Origin of the sequence: Pseudoalteromonas sp. ESRF-bin5 (assembly GCF_002632075.1) — a bacterium.
Taxonomy (GTDB): domain Bacteria; phylum Pseudomonadota; class Gammaproteobacteria; order Enterobacterales; family Alteromonadaceae; genus Pseudoalteromonas; species Pseudoalteromonas marina.
Genome location: NZ_NTLW01000312.1, coordinates 1 through 18,476, shown reverse-complemented (window position 1 = coordinate 18,476; position 18,476 = coordinate 1). Strand labels below are relative to the sequence as shown.

Below are 18,476 nucleotides of genomic sequence, written 5' to 3'. Positions count from 1 at the left end.
AGCAAAAAAGATAAAAAAGACGACGATAAACCAAGTACTGAAGACAAAGTAATGGCTAAAGTACTTTCTGGCGACATGCCATTGGTTATAAGCGTATCGCGTGCTGCTGATATTATTGAGCTTATTAAAGTGAAAGAGCAATTTGGTGTTAACTTAGTACTAAGTGGAGCACAGGATGCTGTTGTTGTTAAAGAGCATATTGCTAAAGCTAATATCCCAGTAATTATTAGCGCTATGGACAACTTACCAGGAAGCTTCGATTCTTTACACGCTAATTTAAATAATGCAGGTTTACTTGAAAAAGCCGGTGTTAAAGTACTTTTAACGGTTGGTGGAGATGCAAGTCACAATATTTATCAGCTTCGCTATGACGCAGGTAACGCTGTATCTTATGGCATGAGCCAACAAGGTGCACTGAAAGCTGTTACATCAAATGTTGCTGACGTATTCGGTATTAATGCGGGCAGTATTGAGGTGGGTAAAGCCGCTGATGTAGTGATGTGGACTAATGATCCGTTTGAAATAAGCAGTAACGTAAGTCGTATGTTTATTAATGGCACTGAGGTGTCTACACAGTCTCGCCAAGATAAATTACGTGACCGTTATACTACTGATTCAAACATGCCAAGAGCTTACACTAAGTAAATAGTAAGCGTTATATCAACCCGACAATAGGGATTTGATTGGGCGAGTAGATATTAACTTTAAAAGGTCGCATTGAGCGGCCTTTTTCATAGGCGTAAAAAAACCGCTTACTTTTAAAGGTAAGCGGTTTTATTTTTACTATTTATTACACTAATTTAGCAAGGATATCGTTAAATGTAGTGCTTGGACGCATTGCTTCAAAAGCGGCTGCGTCGTTAGGCTGGAAGTAACCACCTAGTTCAACTGCTGGGCCTTGAGCATCGTTTAATTCGTTTACGATCGCGTCTTTATTTGCCTCTAAATCGCTCGCAATTTGAGTGAACTGTGCTTTAAGTTCGCTATCATCATTTTGCTTAGCAAGTTCTTGAGCCCAAAATAAAGATAAGAAGAAATGAGAACCACGGTTATCAATTTCTTTAACTTTACGTGAAGGCGATTTGTTTTCAGCAAGGAAAGTACCCGTCGCTTTATCAAGCGTATCTGCAAGTACTTGCGCCTTGTTGTTACCTGTAGTTACACTTAAATGCTCTAGTGATGCTGCAAGTGCTAAAAACTCACCTAAAGAATCCCAACGTAAGTGGTTTTCTTTTTCAAACTGCTGAACGTGCTTAGGTGCAGAACCACCTGCGCCAGTTTCAAATAAGCCACCACCGTTCATAAGTGGAACAATTGAAAGCATTTTAGCACTTGTGCCCAGCTCTAAAATTGGGAACAAATCTGTTAGGTAATCACGTAGTACGTTACCTGTTACAGAAATAGTATCTTTACCTTCTTTAATGCGACCTAAAGAGAATAAAGTGGCTTCAAGTGGAGCTGAAATTTGAATATCTAGGCCAGCTGTGTCGTGATCTGGTAGGTATTTATTTACTTTTTTGATTAGCTGAGCATCGTGTGCACGATTTTCGTCTAACCAAAAAATAGCAGGAACGCCAGTAGCACGTGCACGGTTAACAGCAAGTTTAACCCAATCTTGGATTGGTGCATCTTTAACCTGACACATACGCCAGATATCGCCTTGCTCAACACTGTGCTCAAGTAGCGTATTACCTGCTGTATCAACTACACGAATAGTACCCGCTGCTTTTGCTTCGAACGTCTTGTCGTGCGAACCGTATTCTTCTGCTTTTTGAGCCATAAGGCCAACATTTGGAACGCTACCCATTGTCGTTGGATCAAACGCACCGTGTTCTTTACAAAAATCAATAGTTGCTTGATAAACGCCAGAGTAACAACGATCAGGAATTACAAAACTTGTGTCTTGTAATTTACCGTCATTGTTCCACATTTGACCGCTTGAACGAATTGCAGCAGGCATAGATGCATCGATGATCACATCACTTGGCACGTGTAAGTTTGTGATACCACGGTCAGAATCAACCATAGCAATAGCAGGGCGCTCAGCATATACAGCTTGAATATCGGCTTCAATTTCAGCGCGTTTAGCATCGTCTAATGTTTGAATTTTAGAGTAAACATCGCCTAAACCGTTATTAACATCAACACCTAGCTCTTCAAAAAGCTCACCGTGTTTTACAAATACGTCTTTGTAGAATACTTTAACAGCGTGACCAAATATGATTGGGTCAGACACTTTCATCATTGTCGCTTTCATGTGAAGCGAGAATAAAACGCCTTTTTCTTTAGCAGCATCAATTTCAGCAGCTAAAAAAGCCTGTAGCTTAGCAGCACTTATGCGAGAAGCATCAATTACTTCACCAGCTAGTAGTGGTGTGCTTTGTTTAAGAACAGTTGTATCACCGTTTGTAGCAACATGCTCGATGCGTACGTCAGTTGCTTCTTCGATAGTTGTTGATTGCTCTGAACCAAAGAAATCGCCTTCGCTCATGCTTGCAACGTAAGAGGCAGAGTCTTTGCTCCACGCGCCCATTGAATGTGGGTTATTGCGTGCGTACTCTTTTACAGAGCCAGGTGCACGGCGGTCAGAGTTACCTTCACGTAATACAGGGTTTACCGCACTACCTTTTACTTTGTCGTATGCAGCTTGAATTGCTTTTTCTTCGTCGTTTTTAGGCTCAACAGGGTAATCTGGAAGGGCATAGCCTTTTGCTTGAAGCTCTTTTATTACAGCGCGTAACTGTGGAACTGAAGCACTAATGTTTGGAAGTTTGATGATATTAGCTTCAGGTGTTTTTGCAAGCTCACCTAGTTCAGCAAGTGCATCACCAATACGTTGTTCTTCTGTTAAATAATCAGGGAAGCTAGCAATTACACGACCTGCTAATGAGATATCGCGAGTTTCAACTTCAACACCTGCTGCATTTGTATATGCTTGGATGATCGGTAGCAACGAGTAAGTTGCTAGTGCCGGAGCTTCGTCCGTTTTTGTATAGATAATTTTTGATGTCATCATCATTCCTAGATAGTCGGCCAATTGGCCTTATTCAACAATGCAAAGAAATCATTAAAGCTGAGAGAGTACATATCATAGTGTTTTAATATATACGTTCAGATAATGAATAGTTTGTTAGGTGTTGGTACTCGTGTAGCTTTACAGTTAAAGCAGAATAGTCACACCTGACGAACTGTGGTCATATTTATAGCTAAAAATATAATAAAAATAAATTAGCCTTTAGACTAGTATATTTTATGTGCTCAGCAAGTTGAGTTAGTTGCTATGTTTTGCCTAATTTTTAGCACCAAGAGTGTAACAAGCTTGAATACAAAGGGCTAGAGTTTGAGCCTGCTCACAAGCAGTTAAACGGTCAACTCTTAGAATATTGGGGTATATGAAATAAAATCAAGGATAAGGGTTGAAAATAAAGAAAAAGAAACAATTTATATCGGTGTGGGTAAATAGAAGTGTGAGGAATTAAGCGAGGAGCCTAATAGGTCGCTCGCTTTAGTCGAATAAAACAACCGTCACTCTAAAATGTCGCCGTCTAAGGCAATATTTTTAGCGTGCAAGCCCTTAGGGCCTTGTTCTAATTCGAATGTTACATCTTGTCCAGCTTTAAGCGTTTTATAACCGTCCATTACAATTGTAGAGTAATGGGCGAAAATATCATTCTCGCAGCCGTCTTCAACGATGAAACCAAAACCTTTAGCATTGTTAAACCATTTAACTTTACCACAAGCCATACTTCTACATCCTTCAATAAGTTGACTAATTTAGTTATTCTAAACCATATTATTTGCTAGACTGATTAAGGATTAATCAATCTATGTTTGACTGTAGTTTATTTAATCAATCAGTCAAGCTTTTTGAGCTATTTTTTAACATTTTATTTATTTTTTATTCAAGTTTGCTTGAGTTCCTAAGACAAGACTATATTTAATTATGAGTGGTATGAAAGATTCAGGTGTTATCGATACAGTCCGCGACAGTGAAAAGCAAAAGCTACAGCCGCCGCGAAAATACAAAGTTGTTTTAAATAATGACGATTACACGCCGATGGACTTTGTAATAGAAGTTTTAACGACGTTTTTTAATATGGATAGCGATAGAGCAACCGACGTGATGCTTCAAGTTCACGAAAAAGGTAAAGGCATTTGTGGCGTTTACAGCGCTGATGTAGCTTATACCAAAGTTGAACAAGTTAACCGCTACTCGCGTGATAACGAGCATCCGCTGCTTTGTAGTTGTGAGCAGGAATAAATACCAACTAGGGTGATCACACACCTGTTTGTTGTGGTATACATTATTATCTCAGTAAGGGGTTGCCAATGCTAAACAAAGACTTAGAACTTACATTAAATGCCGCGTTTCGTGAAGCGCGCACTCGCCGTCATGAGTTTATGACTGTCGAGCACCTTTTACTTGCGCTATTAGATAACCCTTCTGCTTCAGAAGCGCTAAATGCGTGTGGTGTTAACATTTCAGGCTTAAAATACGAATTGCTTGAATTTATTGATGAAACAACACCGGTTATCCCCGATTTAGAAGAAGAGCGTGAAACACAACCTACGCTTGGTTTTCAACGAGTATTACAGCGTGCAGTGTTTCATGTTCAATCATCAGGTAAAAACGAAGTTACCGGCGTAAATGTGTTGGTTGCTATTTTTTCTGAGCAAGAAAGCCAAGCCGTTTATCTGCTTAAGAAAAATGATGTTTCGCGCTTAGACATTGTTAATTTTATTTCTCATGGGATTTCAAAAACCGATGATGATTTAGGCGACGATACGGACGACATAAACGAAGAAGTGCAAGAAGTTCAAAATGAAGAGGTCAGCAAGCTAGACAGCTTCACTACTAACTTAAATGCGCAAGCACGCGATGGTAATATTGATCCATTGATTGGCCGTGACAGTGAAGTTGAACGTGCGGTACAAGTATTGTGTCGTCGTAAAAAGAATAACCCATTGCTTGTAGGTGAAGCGGGTGTGGGTAAAACAGCGATTGCTGAAGGGTTAGCTTATCGTATTGTTAACGAGCAAGTTCCTGAAGTGATTGCAGATGCAGTGGTTTACTCGTTAGACATGGGCGCATTACTTGCTGGTACAAAATACCGTGGTGATTTTGAAAAACGTTTTAAAAGTTTATTAAAAGAGCTACAAGCAAAACCAGGCTCTATTTTATTTATTGATGAAATTCACACCATCATTGGGGCAGGCGCTGCGTCAGGTGGCGTTATGGATGCCTCTAACTTACTTAAGCCATTGCTTTCAAGTGGTAAGCTCCGTTGTATGGGGTCAACAACTTACAACGAGTATAAAAATATTTTTGAAAAAGACCGTGCATTAGTTCGTCGTTTTCAAAAAATTGATGTACTTGAGCCAAGTGTTGCCGATACCACTAAAATCCTGAATGGCCTGAAAGATCGTTATGAAGAACACCATGGTATTCGTTACACACAAAAAGCGTTAAAAGCTGCGGCTGAGCTGAGTGCTAAATACATTAACGAGCGTCACTTACCTGATAAAGCCATTGATGTAATAGATGAAGCCGGTGCAAACCAGCGTTTGCAGCCAAGCTCTAAACGTAAAAAAACCATTGGTGTGTCAGACATTGAAATGATCATATCCAAAATGGCGCGCATTCCACCACAAAATGTATCGTCATCGGATAAAGAAACGCTTAAAAATATTGACCGTAATCTTAAAATGTTGGTGTTTGGTCAAGATCAGTCAATTGATGCACTTACATCGGCAATCCGTTTGTCACGTTCTGGGCTAACAAGTGAAGAAAAACCAGTGGGTTCTTTCTTATTCGCTGGTCCAACCGGTGTTGGTAAAACAGAGGTAACTAAGCAGCTTGCAAAATGCATGGGTGTTGAGTTTATTCGTTTTGATATGTCGGAATATGTTGAGCGTCATGCAATTAGCCGCTTAATTGGTGCACCGCCAGGTTATGTTGGTTTTGAGCAGGGCGGTTTGCTAACCGAGGCTGTTATTAAGAACCCTCATGCGGTGGTTTTACTCGATGAGATTGAAAAAGCGCATCCAGATATTTACAACATTTTATTGCAGGTAATGGATCACGGTACATTAACCGACAACAATGGCCGTAAAGCTGACTTTAGAAATGTTGTGCTGGTAATGACCACTAATGCCGGCGTGCAAGAAACAACTCGCAAGTCAATTGGCTTTAGTGAGCAGGATCATACACACGATGCAATGGGTGAAATTAACAAAACATTTTCACCAGAGTTTAGAAACCGCTTAGATAACATTATTTGGTTTAACCATCTTGAACGTGAAGTTATTTTGTTGGTGGTTGATAAATTTATTGTTGAACTGCAGGCACAGCTTGATAAGAAGTCGGTTAATTTTGAATTGACCTCTAAGGCACGTGAATGGTTAGCTGAAAAAGGCTACGATAAAGCGATGGGTGCACGCCCAATGGCGCGTGTTATTCAAGAAGAGCTCAAAAAGCCACTCGCAAACGAAATACTGTTTGGTAAGTTGGCTGATGGCGGCACAGTGAAGGTGTCGGTAAAAGACAAGAAAATCCGTTTTGATTACGAAAGTAGTTTAACACCAGCATAAACGGCATAAGACTCTAAATGGCTCGATTGAAATACCGGGCCATTTTTTATTTTAGGCAACAAAAAACCCAGCAAAAGCTGGGTTTTTTGTTTATTAAATGTAATTGCTAGTCAAAGTCCATCAATTACATTTAATAAACGCTTAAAGCTAGTTATACACTAGCCAAAAACTAAATCTCGTTTACGCACTTACTTAGCGAGCACGGAATACGATACGACCTTTCGATAAATCGTAAGGAGTCATTTCTACCGTTACTTTATCGCCGGTTAAAATACGGATATAGTTTTTGCGCATTTTACCTGAAATATGAGCCACAACTACGTGACCATTTTCTAGCTCAACTCGGAACATTGTATTTGGTAAAGTATCAAGGACAGTCCCTTGCATTTCGATTACGTCTTCTTTCGCCATGTTTAGCGTAACACCTCTTTAATAGTTAAACGCTGCAGATTTTGCCCAAAATACACCAATAAGTAAAGGCGCAGGGGCTATATTTGTAAATTAAATAGCCACCCACTCATCATTAAGCTGTTTTTGTGCGGGTAAAAACTGAGTTTTATACTTCATTTTGGTGCACTCATCAATTTGATAGCCCAAATACACAAATTGTTTATTTTGCGCTTTAGCAAATTTTAGCTGCTCTAATATCATAATTGACCCTAAACTATAGTGCTCAAAGTCAGGGTCAAAAAACGTGTAAATAGCAGAAATAGCGTTGTCCATACAATCGGTTACGGCTACACCTACTAAAGTGCCTTGATGCCAAAGTTCGATAAACGTAATTTCAAGCCAACTGCAAAATAAAAAGCTTTGAAATTGTTCAGGCTGTGGTGGGTACATGCTGCCGTCTTGATGGCGCATAGTTATATATTTACTGTACAGCGGATAATACTCTGCTCGTTCGCTAGTAGAGTAAGTGACCGTAAACTGGGTTTTTGCTTTGTTTAGTTTACGTTTTTGTGATTTTGATGGCATAAATTCTTGCGCTAAAACACGAACAGAGTTACATGCACTGCAAACGGGGCAGTGAGGGCGGTATATTTGGTTACCACTGCGCCTAAAGCCAACTGCTAACAAAGATTCGAACTTTTCTGAGCAATAATAAGTGGGATCTAATATGACTAATAGTTGCTCGCGCCTGTTGGGCAGATAACTACACGCAAATTCTTGGCTTAAACCAACACGGGCTGTTAGGTTTTCATTCATAGATTGCAATAAGTTCCTGTGGTTCCCACATAGTAGGATTAACGTTATAGGTAAGTGCAGTGTTAAGTTTAGCTAAAAAATCAGTTCGAGGAATAACTTTTGCTCCCAAACTCATCAAATATGGGTTTTCGAGTTGGCAATCAATAAAATGAGCGTCATGGTATTTTAACCAATTCACAAGCGCCCACATAGCTAATTTAGAACAATTAGTTTGATGATGAAACATCGATTCGCCACAAAACACACCATTTTGCATAATTCCATACAGTCCACCTGCAAGCTCTCCGTTGCGCCACACCTCTAAGCTATGCGCTACGCCTGCATGATGAGCATTTATGTAAGCACTAAGCATATCAGTAGTGATCCAAGTACCGTCGGTATCAATGCGTTGGTCACGGCATGCTTCAATGACTTCAACAAAGGCGTTATTAACTGTCACTGTTACGGGGTATTTTTTTAGGTGCTTACGTAAACTTTTACTAACATGAAACTCATTTAACTCCACAATGCCACGTTCACTTGGTGACCACCACATAATAGGTTCGTTATCGCTAAACCAAGGAAATATCCCATTAGTATAAGCATTGCAAAGGCGAGCTAGGCTCAAGTCACCACCCACAGCTAGTAGGCCGTCTGGAGAAACTAATGCATATTCTGGATTGGGAAATGCTATATCTGTATCACTTAGTTGGTATAGCTGGTTAGTCATAACGTGTTTACTTTTTATAATTTGTTTTAAAAGTGTAACTATATTTTAGGCGTAAAAAAAGGGGCTGATTGTTCAGCCCCTTTTATAAAAAATAAACGTTATAGGTTGTCTAAATAGCGCTCTGCATCAAGGGCTGCCATACAGCCTGTTCCAGCAGATGTAATCGCTTGACGATAAATATGGTCAGACACATCACCTGCAGCAAAAACACCTGGTACGCTTGTTTGCGTTGCGTTACCGTTAAGACCTGACTCAACAACTAGGTAGCCGTCTTTCATTTCTAGCTGGCCTTCAAACATATCTGTGTTTGGTTTGTGGCCAATTGCTATAAATACACCCGCCAAATCTAAATCTTCAGTAGCATCAGATGCTACATCTTTAATGCGAATGCCTGTTACACCCATTTGGTCGCCCAAAACTTCGTCTAGTGTACGGTTGTAGTGCATTACCACGTTGCCGTTTGCCGCTTTTTCAGTAAGACGATCAGCAAGAATTTTTTCACTACGGAAACTATCACGACGGTGAATTACATGGACTTCATCAGCAATGTTAGATAAGTATAGTGCTTCTTCAACTGCGGTATTACCACCACCAACTACTGCTACTTTTTGGCCTTTATAGAAAAAGCCATCACATGTTGCACACGCCGATACACCACGACCTTGGAAGTTTGTTTCAGACTCTAAGCCTAAGTATTTTGCAGATGCGCCTGTAGCAATAATAAGCGCATCACATGTGTATGTACCTTGATCGCCAGTTAGTGTGAAAGGGCGTTTAGAAACATCAACTTTGTTTATGTGGTCAAACACAATTTCGGTTTCAAAGCGTTCAGCATGCTCTTTCATGCGGTCCATAAGTGCAGGGCCTGTTAAACCGTGTGCATCACCCGGCCAGTTTTCAACTTCAGTGGTAGTAGTCAATTGACCACCTTGTTGCATACCTGTAATTAAAACAGGGTTTAAATTTGCACGGGCTGCATACACTGCAGCTGTGTAACCAGCTGGGCCAGAGCCTAAAATTAGTAGCTTACTATGTTTTGCTTCAGTCATGATATTTTCCTAAACGATTCTATACGGTCATTAATGCGCTCGATTCTAAGAAAAACAAGGCAGAAGTAAACAAAATCTGAGATTATTTTTTTTAGTAAATCGAAAACCTGTTCATTTTTATGTACTAAACAAACATACTTTTCCGCCTTGCAGGGTAAACTAGCTCAATAAATAGACTAACAAGCAACAAAACGTCGTTAATTCATGACCACTTTGATTTTTTTTGTTATGTTTTACCTAATTTTGATTTGTCACTGATAGATTATGTGACCTAAATGAATAGGCAACTATGTTATTTTGGCAGGAAAAACCCGCATTTGGGTTGACTTCAAAAGACGTTAACGTCTTAACCAATGCGCAAGATTACCGCACACAATTACTTAATTTAATCGCTAACGCAAAAAAGCGCATTTATATTACTGCGCTTTATTTGCAAGATGATGAAGCAGGCCGCGAAGTTTTAGAGGCATTACACAATGCATCTTTAGCCAACCCTGCACTTGAAGTAAAAGTACTGGTCGATTTTCATCGTGCCCAGCGTGGGCTTATTGGTGCTGAGAAATCAGACGGGAACGCAAGTTTATACTGTGACTATCTAGAAAAATTTAAATCAAATGTACAAGTATTTGGTGTACCGGTAAAAGCGAAAGAGCTGTTTGGTGTATTACATCTAAAAGGTTTTGTAATAGACGACACGTTGCTTTACAGCGGTGCTAGCTTAAATAATGTGTATTTACAGCACAGTGACCGCTACAGGCTTGACCGTTACTTTTTAATTACGCAAAAAGGCCTGTGTGACTCTGTAATAGACTTTATTGAATCAAAGCTATTGAGTTCAGTGGCAGTGCCTCGTATCGACATGCGTCCGCTCAAGCGATTAATTGACTTTAAACTTGAACAAAAGCAATTAATGCGTGATCTAAAAGCAGCAAGTTATAAGTCGGCTGAGCAAGCAAGCAATAATGCGTTAAATATTCGCTTGTTTTTAGGGCTTGGGCGTCGTCATAACGAACTTAATCGTATGATCAAAGCCCTTTTTGATACAACAGAGCGTGAGTTAGCACTTTATACACCGTACTTCAATTTTCCTGCGCCGCTTATGCGTTCGTTACGCAGGCTTTTGAAACAAGGCAAACATATTACAATTGTTGTGGGTGATAAAACCGCTAATGATTTTTATATGCCACCTAGTGAGCCGTTTAGTAAAATTGGTGCGTTGCCTTATTTATACGAAACTATTTTGCATAAATTTGTTAAAACACAAAAACGCCATATAGATAACGGTAATTTGAATGTATACCTTTGGAAACACGACAATAACTCTTTCCATTTAAAAGGAATATGTGCAGATAGATCAAAGCATTTATTGAGTGGGCATAACCTAAACCCACGAGCATGGGGCTTAGACATAGAAAACGGGATATTAATTGAAGATCCTGAGCAAACTATCATGCAAGCAATTGATAACGAAAAGCATGAAATTCTTAAGCACTGTCGCCGACTAACAGGGCCAGACGATTTAGAAATCATGGAAGATTACCCTCAGCCAGTTAAAAAGTTACTTGGCCAAGCAAAACGGGTAAAAGTAGACTTTATTATTAAACGGTTTATTTAGATTGAATTTAAATTAGACATAAAAAAAAGCAGCTTTATAGCTGCTTTTTTTATTGGTACAAACGCTTAATTAAGCGTTTTCAACCGCTGTACGTGGGTCAACGTAATCCATGTTAAATGCTTCAGCAACTTCTTTGTACGTTACTTGGCCTTTAATTACATTTAAGCCTTTTAGGAAGTTAGCGTCGTCTAGCAATGCCTTTTTGTAACCTTTGTTTGCAAGGTTAATGATAAACGGCAATGTTGCATTGTTAAGTGCAAATGTAGACGTACGAGGAACAGCACCCGGCATGTTAGCAACACAGTAGTGAACAACTTCATCAACGATGAAAGTAGGATCAGCATGCGTTGTTGCTTTAGATGTTGCAATACAACCGCCTTGGTCAATAGCAACGTCAACAATAGCAGCGCCAGGCTTCATTGCTTTGATGTGCTCTGCTGTTACAAGCTTAGGAGCAGCAGCGCCAGGGATTAGTACGCCACCAATTACTAGGTCTGCTTCTAGTACGTGTTTTTCAAGTGCATCAGCCGTTGAGTAAATAGCTTTTACTTTATTACCAAATTGCGCGTCTAGTGCACGCAGTACATCGATATTACGATCAAGTACTACAACATCAGCACCTAGGCCTACAGCCATTTGTGCTGCGCTACGACCAACCATGCCGCCGCCGATAACAACAACTTTAGCCGGCTCAACACCAGGTACACCGCCTAGTAACATACCACGACCGTGGTTAGATTTTTCAAGGGCTTGTGCACCGGCTTGGATAGACATACGGCCAGCTACTTCACTCATTGGCGCTAAAAGTGGTAAACCACCACGAGAGTCAGTTACTGTTTCATAAGCAATACAAATCGCTTTGCTCTTAACAAGGTCTTCAGTTTGTGGAAGATCCGGTGCAAGGTGAAGGTAAGTGAAAAGAATTTGGTTTTCACGAAGCATTGCACGTTCAACTGCTTGTGGTTCTTTTACTTTTACAATCATGTCTGCGTTTGCAAAAACGTCAGCCGCAGTTGCTAAAATGTCTGCACCTGCTTGGGTGTAATCTTCATCTGTAAAACCAATACCCATACCTGCATTCGTTTCTACAACCACTTGGTGGCCGTGATTAACTAATTCACGAACACTAGCAGGAACCATACCTACGCGGTATTCATGGTTTTTGATTTCTTTAGGTACACCAATAATCATAACATTTGCCTTATTAAGAACGGATTGAAATTTTTCACTATTATATTCATGACAAGCCAGTGTGTCTCACCTTTTTTAAATGCCAAGCTAGTGTTATTATCTAAATAATAAAAATAAACAGAATAAAAAACTAGTGAGCCTTATGCATCAGTTATTAGACAGAATAGACCGTAAAATTTTGATGGAATTACAACATGATGGGCGTCTTTCAAATGTTGAACTGGCCCGACGAGTTGGCCTGAGCGCCACGCCCTGCCTAGAGCGCGTAAAAAAGCTTGAGCGAGAAGGTTACATACTCGGATACAAAGCGGTGGTCGATCCGGCTAAGTTAGGGCAGGGGTTATCGGTGTATGTAGAAGTTACGATTACCAAAACCTCGCCAGACGTATTTGACGAGTTTAGTGCAGCCGTGAAAAAGCACGAAGAAATAATAGAATGTCACCTAGTGTCGGGTAATTTTGATTTCTTACTTAAAACGCGTGTTAATGATATGTCAGAATACCGTGGTGTATTAGGAGACATTCTTTTAAAATTGCCAAACGTGAGTGAAAGTCGCACCTATGTAGTTATGGAAGAAGTTAAAGGTGAAGACGGCGTAATTATTCGCCCTTACATCGCATAAGTTTAACTGTTAAAGGTAAACAGGCTCTAATTTATAAAAACGTGTTCATAATCAGGCCATACACATTAAGATAAAGTGCATCAAATTGCATTTCCTGCTAAGGTATTTGACTGCTGTTGAAGTGTAATAAATAGAATAATAAGAGGGATAGGAAGTTATGCGCCTAAACGGTGTGCAAAGACTATTAGAAACAGGGCTGATTATCAGTACCTTTGCTGCAATATTTATTTTATGTGCCTTAATCAGTTTTGACCCGGCAGATCCTTCGTGGTCACAAACCGGCGAATTTAGAAACGTAAAAAATATTACAGGCACCGCCGGTGCGTGGGTTGCCGATATACTGCTGCTTACTTTTGGGTGGCTTGCGTATTTAGTTCCGGCGGCGATTCAGTTATTCGGCTATTTATTGTTTAAACAGCCGCACCGTATTTTACAGCTTGATTACACAACATTAGCCCTTCGCATTATAGGCTTAGCCCTGTTTGTGACCTCAGCTACGGCAATTAGCAGTATTAACTTCGACGATATTTATAATTTTTCATCAGGCGGGGTAGTGGGAGATGTCATTGCGACTGCCATGATGCCGGCGTTTAATTTTACCGGCACATCAATTTTGCTATTGTGTTTCTTTTTTGCAGGATTAACCCTTTTAACAGGCGTGTCGTGGGTTGATTTTGTAGATTACCTAGGCGATTTAATGGTTAGGTTGTATCGCTTTATTACTTCGTACATAAAAGGTTGGATAAACAGAGAACGAATTGCTGCAAACACAAACAGTGACAATGCAGATGCTCAGTTTAACGACGACCTCACTGAGCAGCTTGAAGCGCCAGTAGAGGCAAAAAACGACGCACCTCAAAAAGCCATTAATAAACCGCAAACGCCTTTTACAGAGCCACATATCAGCGACGACTACAGCCCATTTGATGAGCTTGACGATATACTCGATCAAGAAATTGGCTTTAGTGCAATAGATGATGAACCAATGGATACGGCAGCGGCATTAAACGCGCTTGATCAAAGCCAAGTTGTAGAACCTGAAAAACCAGTAACAACCGTGGTATCGCCAGCAAGGCCTATGCCAAAAGCAAAGCCTGCGTATCAGCCACCACCAACAGCAAAAGAAAAGTTTGAACAACTGCTTGACCAAGAGCCGCCACCAGGCCCATTACCGTCGCTTGATTTACTCGACAGACCCGATAAAGCTAAAAACCCAATTTCGCAAGAAGAGCTCGATGTTGTATCTCGCCTTGTAGAGACAAAACTTCTCGACTTTAACGTACAAGCTACAGTAGTTGGTGTATATCCTGGGCCTGTTGTAACGCGATTTGAGCTTGATTTAGCACCGGGTATAAAGGTGTCTAAAATTACCGGTTTATCAAAAGATTTAGCCCGCTCGCTTTCAGCTATTAGTGTACGTGTTGTTGAAGTTATACCGGGTAAAACTTACATAGGCATAGAGCTGCCTAACAAACACCGTGAAATAGTTCGCTTGTCTGAAGTAATAAATGCGCCTAAATTTGAGCAAAATCCATCACCGCTTACCATGGTGTTAGGTAAAGACATTGCAGGGCAACCTGTGTGTGCCGATTTAGGTAAAATGCCACATTTATTGGTAGCTGGTACAACGGGCTCGGGTAAGTCAGTGGGCGTTAATGTAATGATATTAAGCTTACTGTATAAATCGGGCCCAGATGATGTACGTATGATCATGATTGACCCTAAAATGCTTGAACTTTCGGTTTACGAGGGGATACCGCATTTATTATGTGAAGTGGTTACCGACATGAAAGAAGCGGCTAACGCGCTGCGTTGGTGTGTAGGTGAAATGGAACGTCGTTATAAATTGATGTCAGCGTTGGGTGTGCGTAATTTAAAAGGTTACAACCAAAAAGTACTTGATGCCAAAGAAGCGGGCTACCCCATTATGGACCCACTTTTTAAAGACACAGACGGTATGAAGGACGGCCCCGACGAGCTTGAAAAACTACCAAGCATTGTTGTGGTAATTGATGAGTTTGCCGACATGATGATGATTGTTGGTAAAAAAGTAGAAGAACTTATTGCACGTATAGCGCAAAAAGCACGTGCAGCAGGGATTCACTTAGTACTTGCCACTCAGCGTCCATCGGTTGATGTAATTACAGGCTTAATTAAAGCCAATATACCAACGCGTATGGCGTTTCAGGTATCAAGTAAAATAGATTCGCGCACCATACTTGACCAGCAAGGAGCCGAAAACTTACTCGGTATGGGTGACATGCTTTATTTACCGCCAGGCACAAGCGTGCCAGAGCGTGTGCATGGCGCATTTGTAGATGACCACGAAGTACACGCAGTCGTTAACGATTGGAAAGCGCGTGCTAAACCTAATTACATAGATGAAATTCTTAATGGCGATGCCACTGAAGATATTTTACTACCCGGTGAAGCAAGTGAAAGTGCAGATGAAGAGTCAGACCCACTTTACGACGAGGCGGTCGCATTTGTAATTGAGACAGGCAAGGTATCGGTTTCATCAGTACAACGTAAGTTACGCGTAGGCTATAACCGTGCAGCACGCTTAGTAGAACAAATGGAAACATCAGGTATCGTAAGTTCACCAGGTCATAATGGTGCTCGCGATGTATTAGTACCTAATGGAGCAAACCAATGAAAAAATTAAACAGTTTATTATTAGTATTAAGTGGCTTAATTGCCGCACCGAGTTTTGCAGACGACAGCCAAGCACTGCAAGACAAACTGGCAACACTTAAAAGCTTTAAAGCGCAGTTTGCACAAAAAGTAACAGACAAAGAAGGCCAAGCCGTAATGCAAGGCGAGGGTACAATCGCCCTTAAACAACCTATGATGATACGCTGGGAACAAACCAACCCAGACGATACTTTATTTGTATCTAATGGTGATAAAACCTATTACTTCGACAGTTTTGCTGAGCAAGTAACCATAATGAATACTCACAGCTTAATAGACTCAACGCCGTTTGTATTACTTACCTCAAAAGACCCTGCACAATGGGAAAAATACAGTGTTCAAGCAACAGACTCAGGCTATAGTGTTACGCCAAATAAAGGCGTAGAAAGCCAAGTAGAGCAGTTAGATATTACGTTTGTGGATAACCAAGCAGGCCTTGCAACATTAGTAGTGACAGATAACTCGGGCCAACTTTCATCGTTTACTTTTAACGATGCTAAAGTAAACACCGAGCTTGACGCCACAGTATTTGAATTTACACCGCCAGAAGGTGTTGAAATAGACGATCAAAGCCACGGTGAGTAATTTAGGCTTTAACTTTGGACCCGATGTACGCCCACTTGCGGCGCGAATGCGCCCAACAACGCTTGATGAATACATAGGTCAGCAGCATTTACTTAGTAGTGACAAACCTTTGCATCAAGCTATTGTTGCAGGGCGCTGCCATAGCTTAATTTTGTGGGGGCCGCCAGGGGTGGGTAAAACAACCTTGGCGCAAATTATAGCAAACCACGCCGATGCCGAGCTTATACAAATGTCGGCTGTGACCGCAGGCGTAAAAGATATTCGCGACAGCGTAACGCAAGCGCACGATAACCTACAAAGCCGCGGGCAACGCACTTTAATGTTTGTGGATGAAGTACACCGCTTTAACAAATCGCAGCAAGATGCATTTTTACCTCACATAGAAGACGGCACGTTTATATTTGTAGGCGCGACAACCGAAAACCCCTCGTTTGCACTTAATAATGCGATTTTATCGCGCGCACGCGTTTATGTTTTAAAGTCGCTTGCCGATACCGACTTATACACAGTAATAGAGCGCGCACTTGAGCAAGATGAGCAGCTAAACCAAAAAAACATTGTGATTGCCGATAACGCCAAAAAGGCGCTTTGCCAAGCAAGCGGCGGTGATGCCCGCAAAGTGTTAAACCTGCTTGAGCAAGCGGTTGATTTAACCACCGAGCATAACGGCACATACAACGTAGATGAGCACGTATTAAGCCAAGTACTGCCAACCCATTTAGCTAAATACGATAAAGGTGGCGATGAATTTTACGATTTAATCTCGGCTTTTCATAAATCGGTACGAGGCAGCTCACCGGATGGTGCGCTGTATTGGTATTGCCGTATTTTAGCCGGTGGCGGCGACCCACTTTATGTAGCGAGGCGTTTACTTGCCATTGCCACAGAAGACATAGGTAACGCAGACCCACGTGCGATGGAAGTGGCATTAAACGCTTGGGATATATTTCAGCGTGTAGGCCCAAGTGAGGGCGAACGCGCCATTGCACAAGCCACCTTATATTTGGCCAGCGCACCCAAAAGTAATGCGGTTTATATGGCGTTTAATCAAGCAAAGGCAGATGCCAAAAACGAGCCAAGTTACCCAGTGCCTGAGCATTTACTTAATGCACCAACCAACTTAATGAAAGACTTAGGTTATGGCGCCGAGTACCGTTATGCGCATAACGAAGAGGGCGCCTTTGCCGCTGGTGAAAAATACTTACCACCAGAAATGGACGGCAAGGAATATTACCTGCCGAGCGATCGCGGCCTTGAGCAAAAAATTAAACAAAAACTCGATTACCTAAAAGAGCGCGATACGCAAAGCCCACTTAAACGATACGAAAATGATTAAACTTTATATGATGATCGCCCTTGGCGGTGCTTCAGGTGCTTGTTTACGGTTTTTTATTAGCGAAACCATGCTAAAACTCCTTGGTAGGGGATTCCCTTTTGGTACGTTGGCGGTTAATATTCTGGGTTCATTGTTAATGGGCGTTTTATACGGTTTGATAGATAAACAAATTATCACTGTAAGCCCCGCTAAAACCCTTATAGGTATTGGCTTTTTAGGTGCATTAACCACCTTTTCAACATTCTCAATGGACTCGTTGTTGTTGTTACAACAAGGTCACTTTATTAAAATGGCCCTCAATATCATCTTAAATGTGATGGTCTGTATTTTTATGGCTTGGCTGGGCCTTCAGCTGGTAATGCAAAAAGGTTAAAAACTAACATGTTAGATTCTAAATATTTACGACAAGACGTTGAGCAAACTGCAGCACGCTTAGCGGCTCGTGGCTACGAGCTTGATGTTGCAAAAGTGACAGAACTTGAAGAGCGACGCAAAACATTACAAGTAAAAACGCAAGAGCTTCAAAGTCAACGTAACGCCAGTGCTAAAGCCATTGGCCAAGCAAAAGCGAAAGGCGAAGACGCACAGCCGCTATTAGACGCAGTGGCAAATTTAGGCAGCGAATTAGACGCAACTAAAAAAGCGCAAGACGAAGTACTCAACGCGATTAACGACATTGCTTTAGCAATTCCAAATTTACCAGACGAATCAGTACCAGAAGGCGCTGATGAAGACGACAACGTTGAAATACTTACCTGGGGCACGCCTAAAAAGTACGACTTTGAAGTAAAAGATCACGTAGATGTAGGGCAAGACCTAAACGGCCTAGATTTTGAAATGGGCGTTAAAATTAGTGGCGCACGTTTTACAGTAATGCG

17 protein-coding genes are annotated in these 18,476 nt (G+C 41.1%); 10 read left to right on the top strand and 7 right to left on the bottom strand.

Annotation, left to right across the window (positions count from 1 at the left end):
- The coding region (locus tag BCG07_RS18950; protein ID WP_286891526.1) for an amidohydrolase family protein at positions 1 to 645 on the top strand (645 nt) is incomplete at its 5' end.
- Positions 646 to 790: 145 nt separating this feature from the next.
- Here the strand turns inward: BCG07_RS18950 and BCG07_RS18945 are convergent.
- Both BCG07_RS18945 and cspD read right to left on the bottom strand, forming a co-directional pair.
- Complete coding sequence (locus BCG07_RS18945; RefSeq protein ID WP_286891525.1) at positions 791 to 3,013, bottom strand: NADP-dependent isocitrate dehydrogenase; 2,223 nt, start codon at positions 3,011 to 3,013, stop codon at positions 791 to 793.
- 512 nt (positions 3,014 to 3,525) lie between these two features.
- Complete coding sequence (gene cspD, locus BCG07_RS18940; protein ID WP_006792879.1) at positions 3,526 to 3,744, bottom strand: cold shock domain-containing protein CspD; 219 nt, start codon at positions 3,742 to 3,744, stop codon at positions 3,526 to 3,528.
- Positions 3,745 to 3,952: 208 nt separating this feature from the next.
- Here cspD and clpS point away from each other — a divergent pair, with 208 nt between their 5' ends.
- Together clpS and clpA are read left to right on the top strand one after the other, a co-directional pair.
- Positions 3,953 to 4,261 carry an ATP-dependent Clp protease adapter ClpS gene (gene clpS / locus BCG07_RS18935; RefSeq protein ID WP_021032429.1) on the top strand — a complete coding sequence of 103 codons (309 nt, stop codon included), beginning with the start codon at positions 3,953 to 3,955 and terminating at the stop codon, positions 4,259 to 4,261.
- A gap of 68 nt (positions 4,262 to 4,329) precedes the next feature.
- Positions 4,330 to 6,591: an ATP-dependent Clp protease ATP-binding subunit ClpA gene (gene clpA / locus BCG07_RS18930; RefSeq protein WP_010556376.1), complete on the top strand. Its 2,262-nt coding sequence runs from the start codon at positions 4,330 to 4,332 to the stop codon at positions 6,589 to 6,591.
- Positions 6,592 to 6,783: 192 nt separating this feature from the next.
- Here clpA and infA read toward each other — a convergent pair whose 3' ends face one another.
- From infA to trxB, 4 genes are all read right to left on the bottom strand, one after another.
- Positions 6,784 to 7,002 carry a translation initiation factor IF-1 gene (infA, locus tag BCG07_RS18925; protein ID WP_002962494.1) on the bottom strand — a complete coding sequence of 73 codons (219 nt, stop codon included), beginning with the start codon at positions 7,000 to 7,002 and terminating at the stop codon, positions 6,784 to 6,786.
- A 90-nt stretch (positions 7,003 to 7,092) separates the two neighbouring features.
- On the bottom strand, positions 7,093 to 7,797 hold the full coding sequence (locus BCG07_RS18920) for an arginyltransferase (RefSeq protein WP_286891527.1): 705 nt from the start codon (positions 7,795 to 7,797) through the stop codon (positions 7,093 to 7,095).
- Positions 7,790 to 8,506: a leucyl/phenylalanyl-tRNA--protein transferase gene (gene aat / locus BCG07_RS18915; protein ID WP_286891523.1), complete on the bottom strand. Its 717-nt coding sequence runs from the start codon at positions 8,504 to 8,506 to the stop codon at positions 7,790 to 7,792. The genes BCG07_RS18920 and aat overlap by 8 nt, the downstream gene beginning before the upstream one ends.
- A gap of 98 nt (positions 8,507 to 8,604) precedes the next feature.
- Complete coding sequence (gene trxB / locus BCG07_RS18910; protein ID WP_006792874.1) at positions 8,605 to 9,555, bottom strand: thioredoxin-disulfide reductase; 951 nt, start codon at positions 9,553 to 9,555, stop codon at positions 8,605 to 8,607.
- 289 nt (positions 9,556 to 9,844) lie between these two features.
- Between trxB and pssA the strand changes: the two genes are divergently transcribed.
- Complete coding sequence (gene pssA / locus BCG07_RS18905) at positions 9,845 to 11,170, top strand: CDP-diacylglycerol--serine O-phosphatidyltransferase (RefSeq protein WP_286891522.1); 1,326 nt, start codon at positions 9,845 to 9,847, stop codon at positions 11,168 to 11,170.
- 69 nt (positions 11,171 to 11,239) lie between these two features.
- Here the strand turns inward: pssA and ald are convergent, their stop codons facing one another.
- A complete protein-coding gene (gene ald, locus BCG07_RS18900; protein ID WP_286891521.1) occupies positions 11,240 to 12,361 on the bottom strand; it encodes an alanine dehydrogenase in 1,122 nt (373 codons plus the stop codon).
- A 142-nt stretch (positions 12,362 to 12,503) separates the two neighbouring features.
- Here ald and lrp point away from each other — a divergent pair, with 142 nt between their 5' ends.
- The 6 genes from lrp to BCG07_RS18870 form a co-directional block, all read left to right on the top strand.
- Complete coding sequence (gene lrp, locus BCG07_RS18895) at positions 12,504 to 12,983, top strand: leucine-responsive transcriptional regulator Lrp (protein ID WP_006792871.1); 480 nt, start codon at positions 12,504 to 12,506, stop codon at positions 12,981 to 12,983.
- Between the two features lie 157 nt (positions 12,984 to 13,140).
- Positions 13,141 to 15,639, top strand: a complete 2,499-nt coding sequence (locus BCG07_RS18890) for a DNA translocase FtsK (RefSeq protein ID WP_008127237.1) — start codon at positions 13,141 to 13,143, stop codon at positions 15,637 to 15,639.
- Positions 15,636 to 16,262 (top strand): outer membrane lipoprotein periplasmic chaperone LolA, encoded by a 627-nt coding sequence (gene lolA, locus BCG07_RS18885; RefSeq protein WP_008127235.1) that lies wholly within the window; start codon positions 15,636 to 15,638, stop codon positions 16,260 to 16,262. Before BCG07_RS18890 ends, lolA begins: the two co-directional genes overlap by 4 nt.
- A complete protein-coding gene (locus tag BCG07_RS18880; RefSeq protein WP_286891520.1) occupies positions 16,255 to 17,598 on the top strand; it encodes a replication-associated recombination protein A in 1,344 nt (447 codons plus the stop codon). Before lolA ends, BCG07_RS18880 begins: the two co-directional genes overlap by 8 nt.
- Complete coding sequence (gene crcB / locus BCG07_RS18875; RefSeq protein WP_010556384.1) at positions 17,591 to 17,971, top strand: fluoride efflux transporter CrcB; 381 nt, start codon at positions 17,591 to 17,593, stop codon at positions 17,969 to 17,971. Before BCG07_RS18880 ends, crcB begins: the two co-directional genes overlap by 8 nt.
- Positions 17,972 to 17,979: 8 nt before the next feature.
- Positions 17,980 to 18,476: serine--tRNA ligase (locus BCG07_RS18870; RefSeq protein WP_502694086.1), on the top strand; the 497-nt coding region annotated here is incomplete at its 3' end.

Bases quoted from the DNA above. Each gene is read 5' to 3' on its own strand.
- cspD (WP_006792879.1), bottom strand. From the start codon at position 3,744: ATGGCTTGTGGTAAAGTTAAATGGTTTAACAATGCTAAAGGTTTTGGT.
- BCG07_RS18890 (WP_008127237.1), top strand. From the start codon at position 13,141: ATGCGCCTAAACGGTGTGCAAAGACTATTAGAAACAGGGCTGATTATC.
- lolA (WP_008127235.1), top strand. From the start codon at position 15,636: ATGAAAAAATTAAACAGTTTATTATTAGTATTAAGTGGCTTAATTGCC.
- ald (WP_286891521.1), bottom strand. From the start codon at position 12,361: ATGATTATTGGTGTACCTAAAGAAATCAAAAACCATGAATACCGCGTA.
- BCG07_RS18920 (WP_286891527.1), bottom strand. From the start codon at position 7,797: ATGAATGAAAACCTAACAGCCCGTGTTGGTTTAAGCCAAGAATTTGCG.
- clpA (WP_010556376.1), top strand. From the start codon at position 4,330: ATGCTAAACAAAGACTTAGAACTTACATTAAATGCCGCGTTTCGTGAA.
- BCG07_RS18945 (WP_286891525.1), bottom strand. From the start codon at position 3,013: ATGACATCAAAAATTATCTATACAAAAACGGACGAAGCTCCGGCACTA.
- clpS (WP_021032429.1), top strand. From the start codon at position 3,953: ATGAAAGATTCAGGTGTTATCGATACAGTCCGCGACAGTGAAAAGCAA.
- crcB (WP_010556384.1), top strand. From the start codon at position 17,591: ATGATTAAACTTTATATGATGATCGCCCTTGGCGGTGCTTCAGGTGCT.
- pssA (WP_286891522.1), top strand. From the start codon at position 9,845: ATGTTATTTTGGCAGGAAAAACCCGCATTTGGGTTGACTTCAAAAGAC.
- aat (WP_286891523.1), bottom strand. From the start codon at position 8,506: ATGACTAACCAGCTATACCAACTAAGTGATACAGATATAGCATTTCCC.
- infA (WP_002962494.1), bottom strand. From the start codon at position 7,002: ATGGCGAAAGAAGACGTAATCGAAATGCAAGGGACTGTCCTTGATACT.
- trxB (WP_006792874.1), bottom strand. From the start codon at position 9,555: ATGACTGAAGCAAAACATAGTAAGCTACTAATTTTAGGCTCTGGCCCA.
- lrp (WP_006792871.1), top strand. From the start codon at position 12,504: ATGCATCAGTTATTAGACAGAATAGACCGTAAAATTTTGATGGAATTA.